The sequence below is a fragment of the Angustibacter speluncae genome, assembly GCF_054777815.1.
This window is the reverse complement of the sequence record NZ_BAAHAF010000194.1, coordinates 1-15,793: the sequence shown is the minus strand read 5'-3', so window position 1 is coordinate 15,793 and position 15,793 is coordinate 1. Positions and strand designations below refer to the sequence as shown.

Below are 15,793 nucleotides of genomic sequence, written 5' to 3'. Positions count from 1 at the left end.
GTGGGTGGCGCGGACGTGGGCGGGGCGCTGCTGGTCGCCGGGGCGCTGCTCGCCGCCGGCGTCGTGCTCGTCGACGGACCCGGCGACGACGTCGACGGCGGCGCGCTCGTGTTGGTCGCCGTGGCGTCCGGGGCGGGCGGCTGCGCGGTGCCGCCGCCGGTCGGCGACGAGCAGCCGGCGGCGAGCGCGCCGAGCAGGACGAGGGCGGCCAGTCGGGTCGGGGTGCGTGGTCTCACACCCTCATGACCTCCTGGGACCCCCGGAGGTTGCACCCGATCGGGTCACACCTTGGTCACGACGAGGCGGACGACCGGGAGGTCAGTCCTGCGGCGGCGTCCAGCGGTCGGTGCGCTGCATGCCGGCGGCCCTGCCCTTGCCGGCGACGACGAGCGCCATCTTGCGCGAGGCCTCGTCGATCATCTCGTCGCCGAGCATCGCGGCCCCGCGGGCGCCGCCCGCCTCGGACGTGCACCACTCGTACGCGTCGAGGATGTTCTCGGCGTGGTCGTAGTCCTCCTGGCGGGGGCTGTAGACCTCGTTCGCGGCGTCGATCTGGCCGGGGTGCAGCACCCACTTGCCGTCGAAGCCCAGCGCCGCCGAGCGGCTCGCGACCCGGGTGAAGCCCTCGACGTCGCGGATGGCGAGGTAGGGGCCGTCGATCGCCTGCTTGTCGTTGGCCCGGGCGGTCAGCAGGATCGACATCAGGATGTGGTGGTAGGCGTCGCCGACGTCGTAGCCGGGCGGCTGCTCGCCCACGACGAGCGACTTCATGTTGATCGAGGCCATGAAGTCGGCCGGACCGAAGATGATCGTCTCGACCCGCGGGCTCGCCTTGGCGATGGCGTCGACGGCGATCAGGCCGGCCGCGTTCTCGATCTGCGCCTCGATGCCGAGCCGGCCGACCTCGAGCCCGTTCGACTTCTCGACCTGGGTGAGCAGCAGGTCCAGCGCGACCACCTGCTCCGCGCTCTGCACCTTGGGCAGCATCAGGCAGTCGAGGTTCGCGCCCGCGCCCTCGACGACCTCGACGACGTCGCGGTAGGTCCACTCGGTCGTCCAGTCGTTGACCCGGACGGTGCGCACCTTGCCGTCGAAGCCGCCCTCGTTCAGCGACTCGACGATCGTCCGCCGCGCGCCGGGCTTGGCCAGCGGCGCGCACGCGTCCTCGAGGTCGAGGAAGACCTGGTCGACGGGCAGGCCGCGGGCCTTGTCGATCATCTTCTGGCTCGAGCCGGGCACGGCGAGGTTGGACCGGCGGGGGCGCAGCTCGCGGCTGGACGAGGTCATGCGCCCGAACCTACTGACCGGTCACCGGGACGTCACCGCGACGAGGCGTGACGTTGCGCACGATGACGACGACGAGCCCGAGCAGCAGCAGCACGGCGCCCGGCACGAGCGCCGGGGGCAGCGGCAGGCCGAACCAGAGCCACGCGACGAGCGAGGCGCCGGGCACCTCGAGCAGCAGGGTCAGCGCCACCGTCGTCGGCCCGGCCGTGCGCAGCGTGCGGTTGAACACGCTGTGCCCCAGCAGCTGCGCGAACACCGTGACGGCCGCGAGCAGGAGCCAGGTCTCGGCGGTGTAGCCGGCCAGCTGCGTCCCGGTGGCGAGGCACAGCGCGAGCAGCAGCGCCGCGCAGACCGTGTACGTGACGAGGGTGTAGGTGGTGGTCGACACGTGCTCGCGGGCACGGGCTCCCGCCAGGACGTAGCCGCCGGCGGAGATGCCGCCGACCAGCGCGAGCAGGTCGCCGAGCAGCGCCTCGCGGGAGGCGGTGGCGTCGACGCCGGTGATGAGCAGCACACCGGTGAGAGACAGCCCGACCCCGACCAGCACGGACGGGCGGACGTGCCTGCGCCGCAGCAGGTCCCACGCCACCAGCCAGACCGGTGTGGAGCACACGAGCGCGGTGGCCGCCGCCACCGAGGTGAGCTTCAGGCTCGGCATCCAGCAGGCGAAGTGCACCGCCAGCCAGACGCCGGCCTCCAGGCTCGGTCGGCGCGCCCGCCGCGCCGCGGGGCTGCGCAGCTCCGCGCGCGTCGACGGGAGCGCGGCGGCGGTGAGGCCCGCCACGACCGCCCCGGACGCGTTGCGCCAGAACGCGATCGCGAGCGCCGGCGCCGCGGCCGCCGCACCGATCGGGGCCGCCAGGGAGACCCCGGCGACCCCGAGCGCCAGCAGGACGGTCGTCAGCACCGGCCCGTCGGCGCGGGTGCCGACGGGACCGTCGACCTCCGCGCTGCTCACCTCGGCGCCCGTCACGGCGCCGAGCGTGTCACGACCAGCCGGAGAACAGCGGTGCGGGTCCGGTCTCCTCGCCGGGCAGCGGCCAGGGACGCTCGCCCTCGCCGTGGACCACCGGGGGGACGTCCTGGCCGTCGACCGAGACCTCGCTGCCCGCCGCGACGGGGAACCAGCGGAACCCGAGCGCCTCCGGCATCACCAGGTCCTCGCCGTCGACGACGACCGTCCCGAGGGTGCCCTCCGGGTCCCACACGCCGACCAGCTGCTGCTCGGACGAGACCGACACCCGCAGCACGAGCCGCTGCGACGAGGCGTCTGCAGGGGACGGGACGACGGTGCTGTAGACCATCCCGCTGGCGCCACCGGGGTGCCACGCCCACCGCACGACCGACCCCTGGCCGGCACCCACCTCCACCAGCGACGACCACCCGCTCGTGCCGCGGTCGACGTCGGCCCCGTCACCGGAGGCGTACAGCAGCCGGGCGTCGCCCGAGGACTGCGACCCGACGTCCCGCATCGCCTCGGCCACGTCGGCGGTGAGCAGGTCGGAGGCGTCGGGCACCGGCATCCGGTCCTCGGGGGACACGGCCTGCGGCACGAGCCCGTCGCGGAAGGACTGCGGGCCGCGGTCGACGACCTGCGCCGCCTCGGCCCACCGCACCTCCTCCGCCTCGAGCCGGGGCCACTCGGCCGTCAGCTCGGCGACCGGCCCCTCCGCCTGGTAGCCCTGGGCCGAGTCGACCCGCAGCACCGCGACCCCGGACCCCTGCTCGGCGGTGAGCGGGGTGTCGACGAGCCCGTCGGACGACACCTCGACCGGGCGCCACTCCCGCTCGAGCCGCTCTCCGGCGGCGTCGACGCGCACCGCGTCCGAGACCGAGACCTGCGCGCCGCGCGGCACGACGGCCAGCAGCCTCGGCCCGTCGTCGGCCGTCACGGGGAGCACCACCGCGGGGGCCGTCCCGGCGCGGTCGTCCAGCTGGCCCACCGGCACCAGCTGGTCCGCGGGCGCCCCGGCGGGACCGGCCAGCACCATCGACAGGTCGCCCTCGGGCTCGTAGCGCACCGACGCCACCACGAGCCGGGTGCCCGCGACGTCGTCCGCGAACACGAGACGCAGGGAGCCGGCCACGGGCCTCGGGCCGCTGTGGGGCGGCGCCGTCAGGCCCGCCTCGACCTCCGAGCGCAGCGTCTCGTCGCCGGCGAGCGACCCGCGAGGCACGCCGTCGTCGAGGCCCCAGCCCGAGGCGGGGTCCGTCGCGACCACGTCGGTGCCGCCGTCGCCGGCCCAGGGCCGCACCACGGCCAGGCCGCCGCCGAGGGCGACGACGAGGGCGAGCGACCCGGCCAGGGCGCCGGTGCGCTGCCGGCGGCGGCGGACGACCCCGCGGTGCACCAGCTGCCAGGGGTCGGGGCCGGTCGCGGGAGCGTCCGGCGCGTGGTCGGCGAGGGCGCGGCGCAGCTCGCGCTCGAGGGTGTCAGTCATGGTCGGTCCCGCTCTCGTGCTGGGCCGTCGGGGCGGCCGGGTCGTGGAGGGTGTCGCGGAGGGTGAGGTCGTCGCGGTCGAGCCGCTCGCGCAGCCGGGCGAGCCCGCGGCTGGCCTGGCTCTTCACCGTGCCCTCGGAGCACCCGAGGGCGACGGCGGTCTCGGCGAGCGAGAGGTCCTCGTAGTAGCGCAGCACCAGGGCGGCGCGGGTGCGGGGCGGCAGGGTCGACAGCGCCTGCCACAGCGCGTCCGAGACACCGACGTCGGCGCTCGGGTCCGGCACCCGGTCGTCCACGCGCTGGCCGACGAGCAGCTCGGCGTAGCGCCGGGCACGGCGCCACCGGCTGCGCACCAGGTTCACCAGCACCGTGCGCGCGTACGCCTCCGGGTGGTCGTAGGTGACCACCCGGCCCCAGCGGGCGACCACCGTCACCAGCGTCTGCTGCACCAGGTCCTCGGCCTCGTGGGCGTCGCCCGTCATCAGGAAGGCGGTGCGGTGCAGGCGGGGCCACCAGGCGCGCACGAAGTCGGCCTGGTCCTGCGCGGGCGCGTCGGGCACGGTCCCCATCGTGCTCGGCTCCCTCAGCGGGGTGGTCACACCCCTGCAGAGTCGCGAGCGGCCCCGGAGGTTGCGTCGCGTGGCAGGCTGGGTGGGGTGAGCGTCCCCGACCTGCTCGCGGCCGCGGCCGGCAAGGCCGGCCTGCTGTGGGTGCTGCCCGACGTCGAGGCGGGCCGCCCGCACGCGCGGCCGCTGTGGCACGTGTGGCACGCCGACGCGGTGCACGTCGTGGTCGGCGGCGGGGAGCAGCCCGACCCGTTCACCGGTGCCGACGTCGCGACGGTCCGGGTGCCGAGCAAGGACACCGGCGCCGCGCTCGTCGACGTCGAGGTCCGGCCGGTCGACCTCACCCCGGGCACCCCCGAGTGGGACGACGCCGCCGCCGCCCTCAAGGCGTCGCGGCTCAACGCGACCGAGTCGGCCACCCTGCTCATCCGCTGGGCGGCGGGCTCGCGGGTGCTGCGGCTCGAGCCGGCCGGCGAGGCCGCGCGGGTCACCTCGCGGCGCCCGGGGTCGGTGGCGGTCGACGTCGAGGACGTCCGCCCGCGCGCGTGGCGGGCGATGCGCTCGCGGCTGCGCCGCGGCACCTTCGGGGGCCGGCGCTGACCCCGGAGCACGAACCGGTCTGGTACGTCTCCTACGGCTCGAACGCCTGCCGCGAGCGCCTCGACTGCTACCTGCGCGGCGGCCGCGCACCCGGGGCGCGGCGGGTGCAGCCCGGGGCGCGCGACAGCCGCCCGCCGTCCCGCAGCGTCCCCGTGCGCCTGCCCGGCCGGCTGCGGATCGCGGGCCGGTCGCGCACCTGGGGCGGCGGCATGGCCTTCTACGACCCGCACCCCGGCCCGCCCCCGCCCGGCCCGGTGCTCGCCCGGGCCCACCTGCTCACCGCGCAGCAGCTCGCCGACGTGCTCGTGCAGGAGATGCACCGCGACCCCGCCGCGGTCGACCTGCGGCTGGGTCTGGCCGACCTCGTGCCGCACCGGCCCGTCGCCGTGGGGCCCGGGCGCTACGAGACGGTGCTGCGGGTCGCCGACGTCGACGGCCTGCCCGCCGTCACGCTGACCGCCCCGGACGGCGGCCGCTCGCTGCCGTCGAACCCGCCGTCGCCGTCGTACCGCGCCGTGCTGCGCGCCGGCCTGGCCGAGGGCCACGGGCTCGACGCCGCGGCCGCGGACGCCTACCTGGACGGCTGGGTCCACGCTCCGGATGCGGACGGCGCGGGTCGCGGGCACGCTGACCCGCATGGGCTCCGAGACCATCCCCCGACCCCAGCAGGGTGACGTCGTCGACCTCATCCTCGACGACCACCGCCTGTTCGAGGCGCTGCTGCGCGACCTGCGCGACCCCACCGCCGACAAGGAGGCGGCCCGCCAGCAGCTGGCCGACCTGCTCGTCGCGCACGGCGAGGCCGAGGAGCAGCACGTCTACACCGGCCTGGTGCGCAAGGACGCGATCGACGACGACGAGGCCGAGCACGGCGAGCACGAGCACGCCGAGATCAACGAGGCGCTGCTGGCCCTGCTCGAGTGCGCCGGCACCGACACGCAGAAGTTCGACGACGCCGTCGAGGACCTCGCCACCGCGCTCAACCACCACGTGAACGAGGAGGAGCAGACGATCCTCGCCCCCGCGCGCACCGACGTCGACGAGCAGGTGCGCCACGACCTGGGCGCCACGTTCCTGCGTGCCCGCGGCGAGCTGCTCGACGGCGACCCGGTCGACGCCGACCGCGTGCGCGGGCTCGTCGAGCGGGCCGAGAAGAAGGGCCTGCTCGACGACTCCGCCGGCTCGGGCGACTCCGCCGACGAGGACGACTGAGTCCTCAGACCCCGATCGACCGCCACGGCCCCCAGATCGCGAGCGAGAGCCCGCGGCTGGACTGGATGTTCACGTAGAGCGTCGACCCGTCCGGGCTGAACGTCGACCCCGCGAACTCGTCCCCGCCGACGTCGCCCGACGAGGTCGGGATGAGGTTCCGCGCGATGTCGAACAGCTCGCCGTCGGTGCCGAGCCCGCGCAGCCAGTTGCCGTTGGTGCCGTCCTCGCACACGACGAGCGTGCCCCGCGGGCTGGTCGTGAGGTTGTCCGGGAAGTCGAGCACCTCGGCCGAGGGCGACTCGTAGACGAGCTCCAGCACCTGCTCGCGCACGTGGTAGCCCCACACCTGGCCGCGGCCGTTGCCGAAGCCGCTCGGCACGGTCGGGTCGCCCGGCGCCCACTCCTCCGGCGCGCCGCCGCCCTGGGTCGCGGTGAAGAAGACCGTCCCGTCGTGGTGGTAGGCGCCCTCGAGCCGACCGAAGAACGCCGAGCCCTGCGCCCAGCCCTGGGCGGCGACGTGCTGGATCGCCTCGTCGTTGGTGACGGTCGGGTGCCCGTCCTGCATCGGGTGGTCGGGGTCGGGGTCCTCGACCGGCACCCACGACACGGGGAACCGCGTGCCCACCGGCCACGAGCCCTCCAGGTGGGCGTTCGGCGAGCCGGTGACGGCGAGCGCCTCGAGGGTGCCGCCGTCCTCGAGCCGGCGCGAGACGGCCGGGTCCGACGGCGGGGTGTAGCGGTAGAAGCCGCTGGCGAAGCCGAAGTCGTCCTCGGTCAGGTAGAACCGTCGGTCGCGCGGGACGTACGCGATGGCCTCGTGCGCGAACCGGCCCGCCTTGCGCACCGGCTGCGCGGTGGCGGTGCCCTGCGCCGGCACCTCGAACAGGAAGCCGTGCGGCTTCGTCAGCCCCGCGTTCACGACGTAGGTCTGCGGCGGGGCCGTGCCGCGGGTGAAGTCGTCGTACACGTCGACGCCGTTGACCGTCTCCTCGCAGGTGACCCACGACCCCCACGGCATCCGGCCGCCGGAGCAGTTCATCTGGGTGCCCGCGAGGCTCGCGCGCGAGTCGCGGACGCGGCCGTCGTCGGTGACGAGCGCGGTCGTCGTCCCGCCGAGCGCGCCGGGGTCGTACGTCGGCGCGGACGACGAGAACGCCGCGCCCGAGCCGTTGATCTCGTGGTTGCGCACCAGCGTGGAGCGGTTGCGCTCGCGCGCGGGACCGAACGCACCCATGCCGTCGTGGCGCGCCGGCACGGCCGTGCCGTCGGCCATCAGCTCGCCGGTGGGCTGGAACGAGCGGTAGTGGAAGCCCCGCGGCAGGGCGAGCCGCGTCTCGCCGTCGCGCAGGTCGGGCCTCGGCACCAGCTCGGACGCCGTGCCCGGCGGCCGGTGCGGGGCCCCGGACGCGGCCCGCGCCCCGAACCCGGCGAGCGGACCCGCGAGGGCCGCCCCCGCCCCTGCCCGAAGGATCGTCCTGCGGTCGACGTCGGTCATCGCGCCTCCTCCATCACCCTGAGATCACCCCGAGCCGGAACGGTCCCGGCACGCTACGCGCGCAGGCGGTCGCGCCGCCAGGGTCACTAGGCTGGACGCCGTGAGCACGCCACCCCGGGTCTTCGCCGCGCGCCTGTCCGGGCTCTCGGTCTTCGACCCCCTGGGCGACCAGGTGGGCAAGGTGCGCGACGTCGTCACCGTGCTGCGCGGCGAGCGGCTGCGGCCCAAGGTGAACGGCCTGGTCGTCGAGGTGGCCGGCCGCAAGCGCGTGTTCCTGCCGATGACGCGGGTGACGAGCCTGGAGTCGGGCCAGGTCATCACGACCGGGCTGGTGAACCTGCGCCGGTTCGAGAAGCGCGGCAACGAGACCCTGGTCGTCGGCGAGGTGCTCGAGCGCACCGTCGACCTGGTCGACGGCTCGGGCGAGGCCACCGTCGAGGACGTCGCGCTCGAGGCCGACCGCAAGCGCGACTGGACCGTGGCGAAGGTGTTCGTGCGCCGCGGCGTGCACCGCGGCGGCCTGTCCGGGCGGCTGCGCCGGCGCGGCGAGACGCTGCTGCTCGACGTCGAGCAGGTGCGTGGCCTGGCCGGGTCGACGGCGGCGCAGGGGGCCTCGATGCTCGTCGCCGCGTTCGAGGAGATGAAGGCGGCCGACATCGCCGACATGCTCCACGACCTCAGCGACAAGCGCCGGGTCGAGCTCGCCGCCGAGCTCGACGACGAGCGCCTGGCCGACGTCCTGGAGGAGCTGCCCGAGGACGAGCAGGTCGAGATCCTGAACACGCTCGGACGCGACCGCGCCGCCGACGTGCTCGAGGCGATGCAGCCCGACGACGCCGCCGACCTGCTGGGCGAGCTGCCGGTCGACGAGCAGGAGCAGCTGCTCGAGGCGATGGACAAGGACGAGGCCGACGACGTCCGCCGCCTGCTCGCCTACGACGACGACACCGCTGGCGGGCTGATGACGTCCGAGCCGGTGGTGCTGGGCCCCGAGGCCAGCGTGGCCGAGGCGCTCGCCCTGGTCCGGCGCTCAGAGCTGTCGCCCGCGCTGGCGGCCGCGGTGTTCGTCTGTCGCCCGCCGACCGAGACCCCCACCGGCACCTACCTCGGCGTCGTCCACATCCAGCGGATGCTGCGCGAGCCCCCGCACGTGGCGATCGGGTCGATCGTCGACAAGGACATCGAGCCGGTCGCCGCCGACGCGCCGCTGGGGCTGCTCACCCGGCGCCTGGCCACCTACAACCTGGTGTCGATCCCGGTCACCGACGCCGACGACCGGCTGGTCGGCGCGGTCACCGTCGACGACGTGCTCGACCACCTGCTGCCGCAGGACTGGCGCGACCGCGACGACGACGACGCCCAGCCGGTGCCCGAGGTCGGCTGAGCGTCCGGCCACGGGCCCCGAGCACCCGACCGGCACCGGGGCGCACCCGATCGGCGCAACACCGCGGTCGGCCCGCGACCGATAGATCGTCATGTCCGTCGTGCCGCGCGCCTGGAGCACCCAGGCCCCTCCGTTCCCCCAGCCCCGCGACGGGGGCGCCGCCGCCACTCCGCGCCGCCGCCGGATGGGCGAGATCCTGCTCGACGCGGGCGTCATCGACGCGACCCAGCTCGCCGAGGCGCTGGAGGTGCAGCGCGAGCCGCAGCACCGCGGCCGCCGGCTCGGCCAGGTGCTGGCGCTGCTCGGCCACGCCACCGAGAAGGAGGTGGCGGTCAGCCTCGCCCAGAGCCTCGGCCTCGAGCACGTCGACCTGACCCGCATCTCGCCCGACCCCGAGGTGCTGCGGCTGCTGCCGCAGCACATCGCCGAGCGCACCGGCGCGGTCGCGGTCGACCGGCACCCGGACGGCTCGCTCATCGTCGCCAGCAGCGACCCCACCAACGTGCTGGCCCTCGACGACGTCCGCCTCTACACCCGCTCGAACGACATCCTGCTCGTCGTCGCGACCGCCACCCAGGTGCGCGAGCTGGTCGCGCGGGCCTGGTCGCTGTCCGGCGACAGCGCCGAGGTCGACCTGATCGAGGGCGTCGTCGACGAGCCGGCGGGCCGCGACGAGCCGCTCGACGCCGGCGAGGACGCGCCCGTCGTCCGGCTCGTGAACCAGGTGCTCGCCGACGCGACCCGGATGCGCGCCAGCGACATCCACCTCGAGCGCCAGCGCGACGGCCTGCGGATCCGCTACCGCGTCGACGGCCTGCTCCGCGACGTGATGACCGCGCCGGCCCGGATCGGCCCGTCGGTCGTCAGCCGGATCAAGATCATGGCCGGCCTCGACATCGCCGAGCGCCGAGTCCCCCAGGACGGCCGGGCCCGGATCAAGGTCGACGGCCACGACCTCGACACCCGGGTCAGCACGCTGCCCGCGCTGCACGGCGAGAAGGTCGTGGTCCGGATCCTCACCCGCGCCGAGGGCGTCTCGCCGCTGGACGCCGTCGGGTTCGAGCCGGCCCAGCTCGACGCGGTGCGGCGCTCGCTCGCCGTCCCCCAGGGCCTGGTGCTCATCACCGGCCCGACGGGCTCGGGCAAGACGACCACCCTGTACTCGGCGATCAACGAGACGATGACGCCCGAGAAGAACGTGGTCACCCTCGAGGACCCCGTCGAGGTCCAGCTGCCCGGCATCACCCAGGTGCAGGTCAACCCCAAGGCGGGCCTGACCTTCGAGGCCGGGCTGCGCTCGGTGCTGCGGCAGGACCCCGACGTCGTGCTCGTCGGCGAGGTCCGCGACGCGCAGACCGCCGAGCTCGCCCTCAAGGCCGCCCTCACCGGCCACCTGGTGCTGGCGACGCTGCACACCTCGTCGGCCGTCGGCGCGCTCACCCGGCTCGTCGACATGGGCGTCGCGCCGTTCCTGGTCGCGTCGTCGCTGACGGCGGTCGTCGCCCAGCGCCTCGTCCGCGTCCCGTGCGCCTCGTGCGCCGCGCCGTACGCGCCGGACGACGACACGCTGTCGCTGCTCGGCCTGACCTGCGAGGACCTGGTCGACGCCACGCCCGTCCGCGGCACCGGGTGCCCCGAGTGCGGGCAGACCGGCTACCGCGGCCGCACCGCCGTCTACGAGGTGCTCGAGGTCGACGCCGGGCTGCGGTCGGTGCTGCTCAGCACCCCGACCGAGGCGGCCGTCGGCGAGCAGGCCCGCGCGAGCGGCCTGGCCACGCTGCGCACGTCCGCGCTGGTGAAGGCGTGGCGCGGGCAGACCAGCTTCGAGGAGGCGGTGCGCGTCACGCACACCGACCACCAGCGGTCCACGGCGGCCTGCCCCGCCTGCGAGCGCGGCGTGGAGCCCGGCATGGTCACCTGCCCGTGGTGCGCGGTCCCCCTGGCCGCCGGCTCGTGCGAGCGCTGCGCCCGGACGATGGAGGCCGACTGGAAGGTCTGCCCCTGGTGCCCGCCCGCGTAGGCCGCTTCAGCCGCTGACCGGGTGACGGCGGTCACGACCTACCCTGGAGGCATGCCCGTCCCCACGCTCGACGCCCTGCGCACGGCGCTGTCCGCCGTCCAGGACCCGGAGATCCGCCGCCCCATCACCGACCTCGACATGGTCAAGTCGGTCGAGGTGGGCGCCGACGGCGTGGTCGACGTCGCCATCTACCTCACCGTCAGCGGCTGCCCGATGAAGGACCGGCTCACCACCGACATCACCTCGGCCGTCCGCGGCGTCGAGGGCGTCACCGGCGTAAGGGTCGAGCTCGACGTCATGGACGACACCCAGCGCGCCGCGCTCAAGGACAAGCTGCGCGGCGGCCAGGTCGAGCGCGAGGTGCCGTTCTCGAAGCCGGGCTCGCTGACCCGCGTCTACGCGGTCGCGTCCGGCAAGGGCGGCGTCGGCAAGTCGTCGGTGACGGTGAACCTGGCCGCCGCGATGGCCGCGGACGGCATCCGGGTCGGGGTGGTCGACGCCGACGTCTACGGCTTCTCCGTCCCGCGGATGCTCGGGGTCGAGCAGGCCCCCACCCGGGTCGACGACATGATCCTGCCGCCCGTGCAGCACGAGGTGAAGGTCATCTCGATCGGCATGTTCGTGCCCGGCAACCAGCCGGTCGTCTGGCGCGGGCCGATGCTGCACCGCGCGCTGCAGCAGTTCCTCTCGGACGTGTTCTGGGGCGACCTCGACGTGCTGCTGCTCGACCTGCCGCCCGGCACCGGCGACATCGCGATCTCGGTCGCGCAGCTGCTGCCGACCGCCGAGATCCTGGTCGTCACGACGCCGCAGCAGGCGGCGGCCGAGGTCGCCGAGCGGGCCGGCGCGATCGCCCTGCAGACCCACCAGCGCGTGGTCGGCGTGATCGAGAACATGAGCTGGCTCGAGCTGCCCGACGGCACCCGGATGGACGTCTTCGGCACCGGCGGCGGCCAGCGCGTCGCCGACTCGCTCACCCGCGCCGTCGGCTCCGACGTGCCGCTGCTCGGCCAGGTGCCCGTCGACGTCACCCTGCGCGAGGGCGGCGACACCGGTGTCCCCGTGGTGCTCGGGCACCCCGACTCCCCCGCCGCCGTCGCCCTGCGTGGCGTCGCCCGGGGCCTGTCGCACCGCGCCCGCGGCCTCGCCGGCCGCTCCCTGGGCCTCACCCCCGCCGGCCGCTGAGGCTCGCCGCTCGCCTGCCCGTTCCCCCAGTTCAGTGACGGTCCTGCCACTGGAGTGGGCGAACGCGCCCCGTCCAGTGCCAGGACGCCTCGTCCAGTGCCTGCGGCAGCGATGGACTCCGGACCGCTGAGTTCCGGACCGTCGAGTTCCGGACCGATGACTTCCTGACCGCGCGTCGGTCATGATGGACGGAGGCGCCGTCCTGCGCCCAACCCCCGGTTCCGGTGCCCACGCCACCGGCCGAGCGGGGGCAGAGGAGACCCGGGTCTTCGGGGCGCCGGACCAGGTCGTGCCTCCTTCCGGCGGGGGCTCGTGGGGCGTGGGACGACGAGCCGCCGCCCGCGAGAGGACGCACGATGACCCAGCACCGCTCCTTCAAGCAGCTCGTCCGGGCCAGGATGGCCCGCACCGGCGAGCGCTACACCACCGCCCGCGCCGTCCTGCTGGCCGCGCACGACCGCGACACCGGGCCGGACGGCACCACGTCCGGCCCGGTCCTGGCGACCTCCGACGAGCGCGTCCGGGAGCGCACCGGCCGCGGGTGGGAGGAGTGGTTCGACCTGCTGGACGACGCCGGGATGCGCCAGCGGCCGCACCGCGAGGTCGCCCGCTGGCTGGCCGCCGAGCGCGGGCTGGACCCGCTCGCCTGGGGCGTGCAGGCGGTCGTGGGCAGCTACGACCGCGCCCGGCGCGGCCGCCAGGTTGGCCAGCACGACGACGGGTTCTCGGTCAGCGTGCAGCGCACGGTGGGCGGGTCGCCCGACGCGGTGTTCGCGCTCGTCGGCGACGACCACGCCCGCACCGCGTGGCTGCCCGATCTCGCGCTGACGACGCGGACGAGCACGCCCCCGCGCCGGGCCCGCTTCGACGCTGCCGACGGCACCCGCGTCCACGTCGCGATCGACCCGAGGGACGACGGCCGCTGCACCGTGACGGTGGCCCAGGTGCGGCTGGTCGACGCGGCCGCGGCCGACGCGGCCCGCACCGCCTGGCGCGGCCGGCTCGACGTCCTGCGCGACCTGGTCGAAGGCGGTGCGAGGTGAGCCCGGTGCCGGCCGTCCTGGCGGGCGGCGCGCTCGCGTTCGTGCTCGGCGGCGCCTGGTACGCGGTGCTCGGCGCGCCGTTCGCGTCCGACCACCCGCCGCGTCCGGCCGGCGGCACCGCGCTGGTCGAGGTGGCCCGCTGCCTCGTGCTCTCGTCCGTCGTCACCGGGCTCGCCGTCGCGACCGGGGCCGGCTCCTGGTGGCAGGGGCTGCTGCTCGGCCTGGCGCTGTTCGTCGGCTTCCCGCTCGTCCTGTGGACCGGAGCGCTGTGGCACGAGCGGACGCCGCTGCGCGCGGCGGCCGTGCACGCCGGCGACTGGCTCGTGAAGCTGCTCGCCGTGGGGACGCTGCTGGGGGCGCTGCTCGGGTAGACCCCGGCGCCGCGAGTGGTTGCTTCGCGACGCCGGAAGCAACCACTCGCGGCGTCCGGGTCGCGACCGGCCGTGGTCAGGTGGCGTCGGTGTCGAACGGCGCGGGGCCGGTGGTGTCACCGGGACGCGAGGCGCCGCCGCCCGGCCGGGCCGCCGGTCGGGACGGCTTCTTCAGGTCGGCCTCGGCGGGCGCCTTCCGCTTCGTGGTGCTGACCGGCTCGGCGTCGTCGGGGTCGTCCCACGCCTCCTGCAGCGCCTCGCGGACGATGCGGCGCGGGTCGTACTGGCGCGGGTCGAGCTTCTGCCAGTCGACGTCGTCGAACTCGGGGCCGAGCTCGGCCCGCACCTGCTCGCGCGCGCCGGTCGCCATCCGCCGCAGCTCGCGCACCAGCCGCGCCAGCTGGGACGCGTAGTGCGGCAACCGCTCGGGGCCGATCACCAGCAGCGCGATGACGGCGATGATGACGAACTCGCCGCCGTTGAGGCCCATCACGGGCGACCACCCACCATCAGTTCGACTCCGCCTCGTCGAGCACCACGTCGACCTCCCGCTCGTCGCCGCCCCCGCCGTCGCCGCGGACGGTGAGCGTCACCGTGTCGCCGGGCTCGCGCGCCCGGATGCCGACGATCAGCTGGTCGGGCTCGGTGACCGGACGCCCGTCGAGCCCGGTGATGACGTCGCCGGGACGGATGCCCGCCTGGTCGGCCGGCCCGTCCGGGGTGACGGCGGGCTGGCCCGGCTCGCCCTGCTCGGTCACCTTGACGCCCTCGCCGCCGTAGGAGCGGTCGAGCAGGACGCCGATGATCGGGTACGTCGCCGTGCCGGTCTCGATCAGCTGCTCGGCGGTGCGGGCCGCCTGCCGCGACGGGATCGCGAAGCCGAGGCCGATGTTGCCGCTGGCCTCGCTCGAGGGGTTGCGGGCGATCGCGGAGTTGATGCCGATGACCTCGCCGCGCATGTTCACCAGCGGACCGCCGGAGTTGCCGGGGTTGATCGCGGCGTCGGTCTGGATGGCGTTGATGAACGCGCTCGCGTCGGCCGGGCCGGCCGACACCGGACGGTTCACCGCCGAGACGATGCCGGTGGTGACGGTCGACTCGAGGCCGAGCGGCGCGCCGACGGCCACGACGGGGTCGCCGACGACGACGGCGTCGGAGTCGCCGAAGGGCAGCGGCACCAGGTCGTCGCGCTCGACCCGCAGGACGGCGAGGTCGTAGTCGACGGTGCGGCCGACGATCTCGGCGCGCTCCTGGGAGCCGTCGGAGAACACCACCTGGATCTCGCCGCCGCCGTCGGCCTCGGCCACGACGTGGTTGTTGGTGAGGATCAGGCCGTCCTGGCGCAGCACGAAGCCGGAGCCGGAGCCCTCGACGGACGCCGACGACACCTCGATCGATACCGTGCTCGGCAGCACCTGCGCGGCGACGGCGGCGACCGAGCCCTCGGGTCGGTCCTCGCCGCTGTCGGCCAGGATCGGGATGTCGACGGGTGAGGTGGTGAGCCGGTCGACCAGGCCGCCGGCGATCGCCCCGGCCGCGCCGCCGAGCAGCAGGCACCCGACGACGAGCAGCGCGACCGCACCGCCGCCGAGCCGGCGCCGCCGGGGCTCCGGCGGGGCGGGCGGGGCAGCACCGACCCACGGGGCGGCTGCACCGGCCGCGGGGGGCGGCCACCCGGCGTCGACGGGAGCGGGCGCGCCCCACGCGCCGCCGGCCGGCAGCGGCCGGGTGTCGTGGGCCGGGTGGTGCGGGACGGGCAGCGGCTGGGTGTCGTGGTGACCGGAGTGACCGGAGTGACCGGAGTGACCGGAGTCGAGGATGTCGCCGCCGGCGTCGTCGGGGACGGGGTGGGTGCCCTCGGCAGGGTGCGCGCCGTCGGCGCGCCCCGGCGGAGCCCACCACGGGCCGTCCGGTGCGCCCTGCGTCATCGGTTCCTCCGTCCCTGCCGCGGCCGCCGGCCGTGCCGGCTCCTGTCCGCGCCGCCCCAGCGTAGGCGGGTCAGGGCGAGGTGGCAGACCCGGCGTCCACGACCCGCGCGGACGACAGCCCGCCGGTCACGGTCGCGCCGTGCAGCACGGCGAGGGCGGGCTCGACGAGCGAGACGGTCGACGCCTCCTGCACGGACGCGCCGACCGAGGGGCGCTCGCCGCCCAGCGCGGCCAGCGCGGGACCGGCGAGGGCGGCGCCGCC

General features: G+C 75.7%; 16 protein-coding genes and 1 pseudogene. 9 read left to right on the top strand and 8 right to left on the bottom strand.

Annotated features, from left to right (window positions below; all coding sequences use genetic code 11):
• Nucleotides 1-246 (top strand): annotated as a pseudogene (locus ACYVKY_RS21050) (hypothetical protein); the annotation flags it as partial.
• Nucleotides 247-318: 72 nt separating this feature from the next.
• On the opposite strand, the gene ACYVKY_RS21045 reads toward ACYVKY_RS21050, so the two are convergent.
• From ACYVKY_RS21045 to ACYVKY_RS21030, 4 genes are read right to left on the bottom strand one after another with little or no spacing between them, the layout of a single operon-like run.
• Nucleotides 319-1,287 (bottom strand): HpcH/HpaI aldolase/citrate lyase family protein, encoded by a 969-nt coding sequence (locus ACYVKY_RS21045; RefSeq protein ID WP_460436941.1) that lies wholly within the window; start codon nt 1,285-1,287, stop codon nt 319-321.
• A 10-nt stretch (nt 1,288-1,297) separates the two neighbouring features.
• Nucleotides 1,298-2,245 carry a DMT family transporter gene (locus tag ACYVKY_RS21040; protein ID WP_460436942.1) on the bottom strand — a complete coding sequence of 316 codons (948 nt, stop codon included), beginning with the start codon at nt 2,243-2,245 and terminating at the stop codon, nt 1,298-1,300.
• A gap of 28 nt (nt 2,246-2,273) precedes the next feature.
• Nucleotides 2,274-3,728: a serine/threonine-protein kinase gene (locus tag ACYVKY_RS21035; RefSeq protein WP_460436940.1), complete on the bottom strand. Its 1,455-nt coding sequence runs from the start codon at nt 3,726-3,728 to the stop codon at nt 2,274-2,276.
• Nucleotides 3,721-4,296: a SigE family RNA polymerase sigma factor gene (locus ACYVKY_RS21030; protein WP_460436939.1), complete on the bottom strand. Its 576-nt coding sequence runs from the start codon at nt 4,294-4,296 to the stop codon at nt 3,721-3,723. Before ACYVKY_RS21030 ends, ACYVKY_RS21035 begins: the two co-directional genes overlap by 8 nt.
• An 87-nt stretch (nt 4,297-4,383) precedes the next feature.
• Here ACYVKY_RS21030 and ACYVKY_RS21025 point away from each other — a divergent pair, with 87 nt between their 5' ends.
• From ACYVKY_RS21025 to ACYVKY_RS21015, 3 genes are read left to right on the top strand one after another with little or no spacing between them, the layout of a single operon-like run.
• Nucleotides 4,384-4,893, top strand: coding sequence for a hypothetical protein (locus ACYVKY_RS21025; protein WP_460436938.1), 510 nt, complete (start codon nt 4,384-4,386; stop codon nt 4,891-4,893).
• Entirely contained in the window at nt 4,839-5,567 is a 729-nt protein-coding gene (locus tag ACYVKY_RS21020) for a histone deacetylase (protein ID WP_460436937.1), read from the top strand. Before ACYVKY_RS21025 ends, ACYVKY_RS21020 begins: the two co-directional genes overlap by 55 nt.
• Nucleotides 5,530-6,105 (top strand): hemerythrin domain-containing protein, encoded by a 576-nt coding sequence (locus tag ACYVKY_RS21015; protein WP_460436936.1) that lies wholly within the window; start codon nt 5,530-5,532, stop codon nt 6,103-6,105. Before ACYVKY_RS21020 ends, ACYVKY_RS21015 begins: the two co-directional genes overlap by 38 nt.
• A gap of 4 nt (nt 6,106-6,109) precedes the next feature.
• On the opposite strand, the gene ACYVKY_RS21010 is transcribed toward ACYVKY_RS21015, so the two are convergent.
• Complete coding sequence (locus ACYVKY_RS21010) at nt 6,110-7,600, bottom strand: PhoX family protein (protein WP_460436935.1); 1,491 nt, start codon at nt 7,598-7,600, stop codon at nt 6,110-6,112.
• A 100-nt stretch (nt 7,601-7,700) separates the two neighbouring features.
• On the opposite strand from ACYVKY_RS21010, the gene ACYVKY_RS21005 reads away from it, so the two are divergent.
• The 5 genes from ACYVKY_RS21005 to ACYVKY_RS20985 all read left to right on the top strand — a co-directional run bounded on the left by ACYVKY_RS21005 (nt 7,701) and on the right by ACYVKY_RS20985 (nt 13,603).
• Entirely contained in the window at nt 7,701-8,984 is a 1,284-nt protein-coding gene (locus ACYVKY_RS21005; protein ID WP_460436934.1) for a magnesium transporter, read from the top strand.
• A 91-nt stretch (nt 8,985-9,075) separates the two neighbouring features.
• Complete coding sequence (locus tag ACYVKY_RS21000) at nt 9,076-11,004, top strand: ATPase, T2SS/T4P/T4SS family (protein WP_460436933.1); 1,929 nt, start codon at nt 9,076-9,078, stop codon at nt 11,002-11,004.
• 51 nt (nt 11,005-11,055) lie between these two features.
• Nucleotides 11,056-12,189 (top strand): Mrp/NBP35 family ATP-binding protein, encoded by a 1,134-nt coding sequence (locus tag ACYVKY_RS20995; RefSeq protein ID WP_460436932.1) that lies wholly within the window; start codon nt 11,056-11,058, stop codon nt 12,187-12,189.
• A 356-nt stretch (nt 12,190-12,545) separates the two neighbouring features.
• The gene (locus tag ACYVKY_RS20990) at nt 12,546-13,232 is read left to right on the top strand and encodes a hypothetical protein (RefSeq protein ID WP_460436931.1); all 687 of its coding nucleotides are present in this window, start codon (nt 12,546-12,548) and stop codon (nt 13,230-13,232) included.
• The gene (locus ACYVKY_RS20985) at nt 13,229-13,603 is read left to right on the top strand and encodes a DUF1761 domain-containing protein (RefSeq protein ID WP_460436930.1); all 375 of its coding nucleotides are present in this window, start codon (nt 13,229-13,231) and stop codon (nt 13,601-13,603) included. Before ACYVKY_RS20990 ends, ACYVKY_RS20985 begins: the two co-directional genes overlap by 4 nt.
• Before the next feature lie 76 nt (nt 13,604-13,679).
• On the opposite strand, the gene ACYVKY_RS20980 is transcribed toward ACYVKY_RS20985, so the two are convergent.
• From ACYVKY_RS20980 to ACYVKY_RS20970, 3 genes are all read right to left on the bottom strand, one after another.
• A complete protein-coding gene (locus tag ACYVKY_RS20980; protein WP_460436929.1) occupies nt 13,680-14,096 on the bottom strand; it encodes a Sec-independent protein translocase subunit TatB in 417 nt (138 codons plus the stop codon).
• A 16-nt stretch (nt 14,097-14,112) separates the two neighbouring features.
• Nucleotides 14,113-15,531 carry a S1C family serine protease gene (locus tag ACYVKY_RS20975; protein ID WP_460436928.1) on the bottom strand — a complete coding sequence of 473 codons (1,419 nt, stop codon included), beginning with the start codon at nt 15,529-15,531 and terminating at the stop codon, nt 14,113-14,115.
• Nucleotides 15,532-15,601: 70 nt separating this feature from the next.
• Nucleotides 15,602-15,793 (bottom strand): hypothetical protein (locus ACYVKY_RS20970; RefSeq protein ID WP_460436927.1); only part of this gene is annotated, 192 nt, incomplete at its 5' end.

Bases quoted from the DNA above. Each gene is read 5' to 3' on its own strand.
- ACYVKY_RS21045 (WP_460436941.1), bottom strand. From the start codon at position 1,287: ATGACCTCGTCCAGCCGCGAGCTGCGCCCCCGCCGGTCCAACCTCGCC.
- ACYVKY_RS21035 (WP_460436940.1), bottom strand. From the start codon at position 3,728: ATGACTGACACCCTCGAGCGCGAGCTGCGCCGCGCCCTCGCCGACCAC.
- ACYVKY_RS21030 (WP_460436939.1), bottom strand. From the start codon at position 4,296: ATGGGGACCGTGCCCGACGCGCCCGCGCAGGACCAGGCCGACTTCGTG.
- ACYVKY_RS21015 (WP_460436936.1), top strand. From the start codon at position 5,530: ATGGGCTCCGAGACCATCCCCCGACCCCAGCAGGGTGACGTCGTCGAC.
- ACYVKY_RS21010 (WP_460436935.1), bottom strand. From the start codon at position 7,600: ATGACCGACGTCGACCGCAGGACGATCCTTCGGGCAGGGGCGGGGGCG.
- ACYVKY_RS21000 (WP_460436933.1), top strand. From the start codon at position 9,076: ATGTCCGTCGTGCCGCGCGCCTGGAGCACCCAGGCCCCTCCGTTCCCC.
- ACYVKY_RS20995 (WP_460436932.1), top strand. From the start codon at position 11,056: ATGCCCGTCCCCACGCTCGACGCCCTGCGCACGGCGCTGTCCGCCGTC.
- ACYVKY_RS20990 (WP_460436931.1), top strand. From the start codon at position 12,546: ATGACCCAGCACCGCTCCTTCAAGCAGCTCGTCCGGGCCAGGATGGCC.
- ACYVKY_RS20975 (WP_460436928.1), bottom strand. From the start codon at position 15,531: ATGACGCAGGGCGCACCGGACGGCCCGTGGTGGGCTCCGCCGGGGCGC.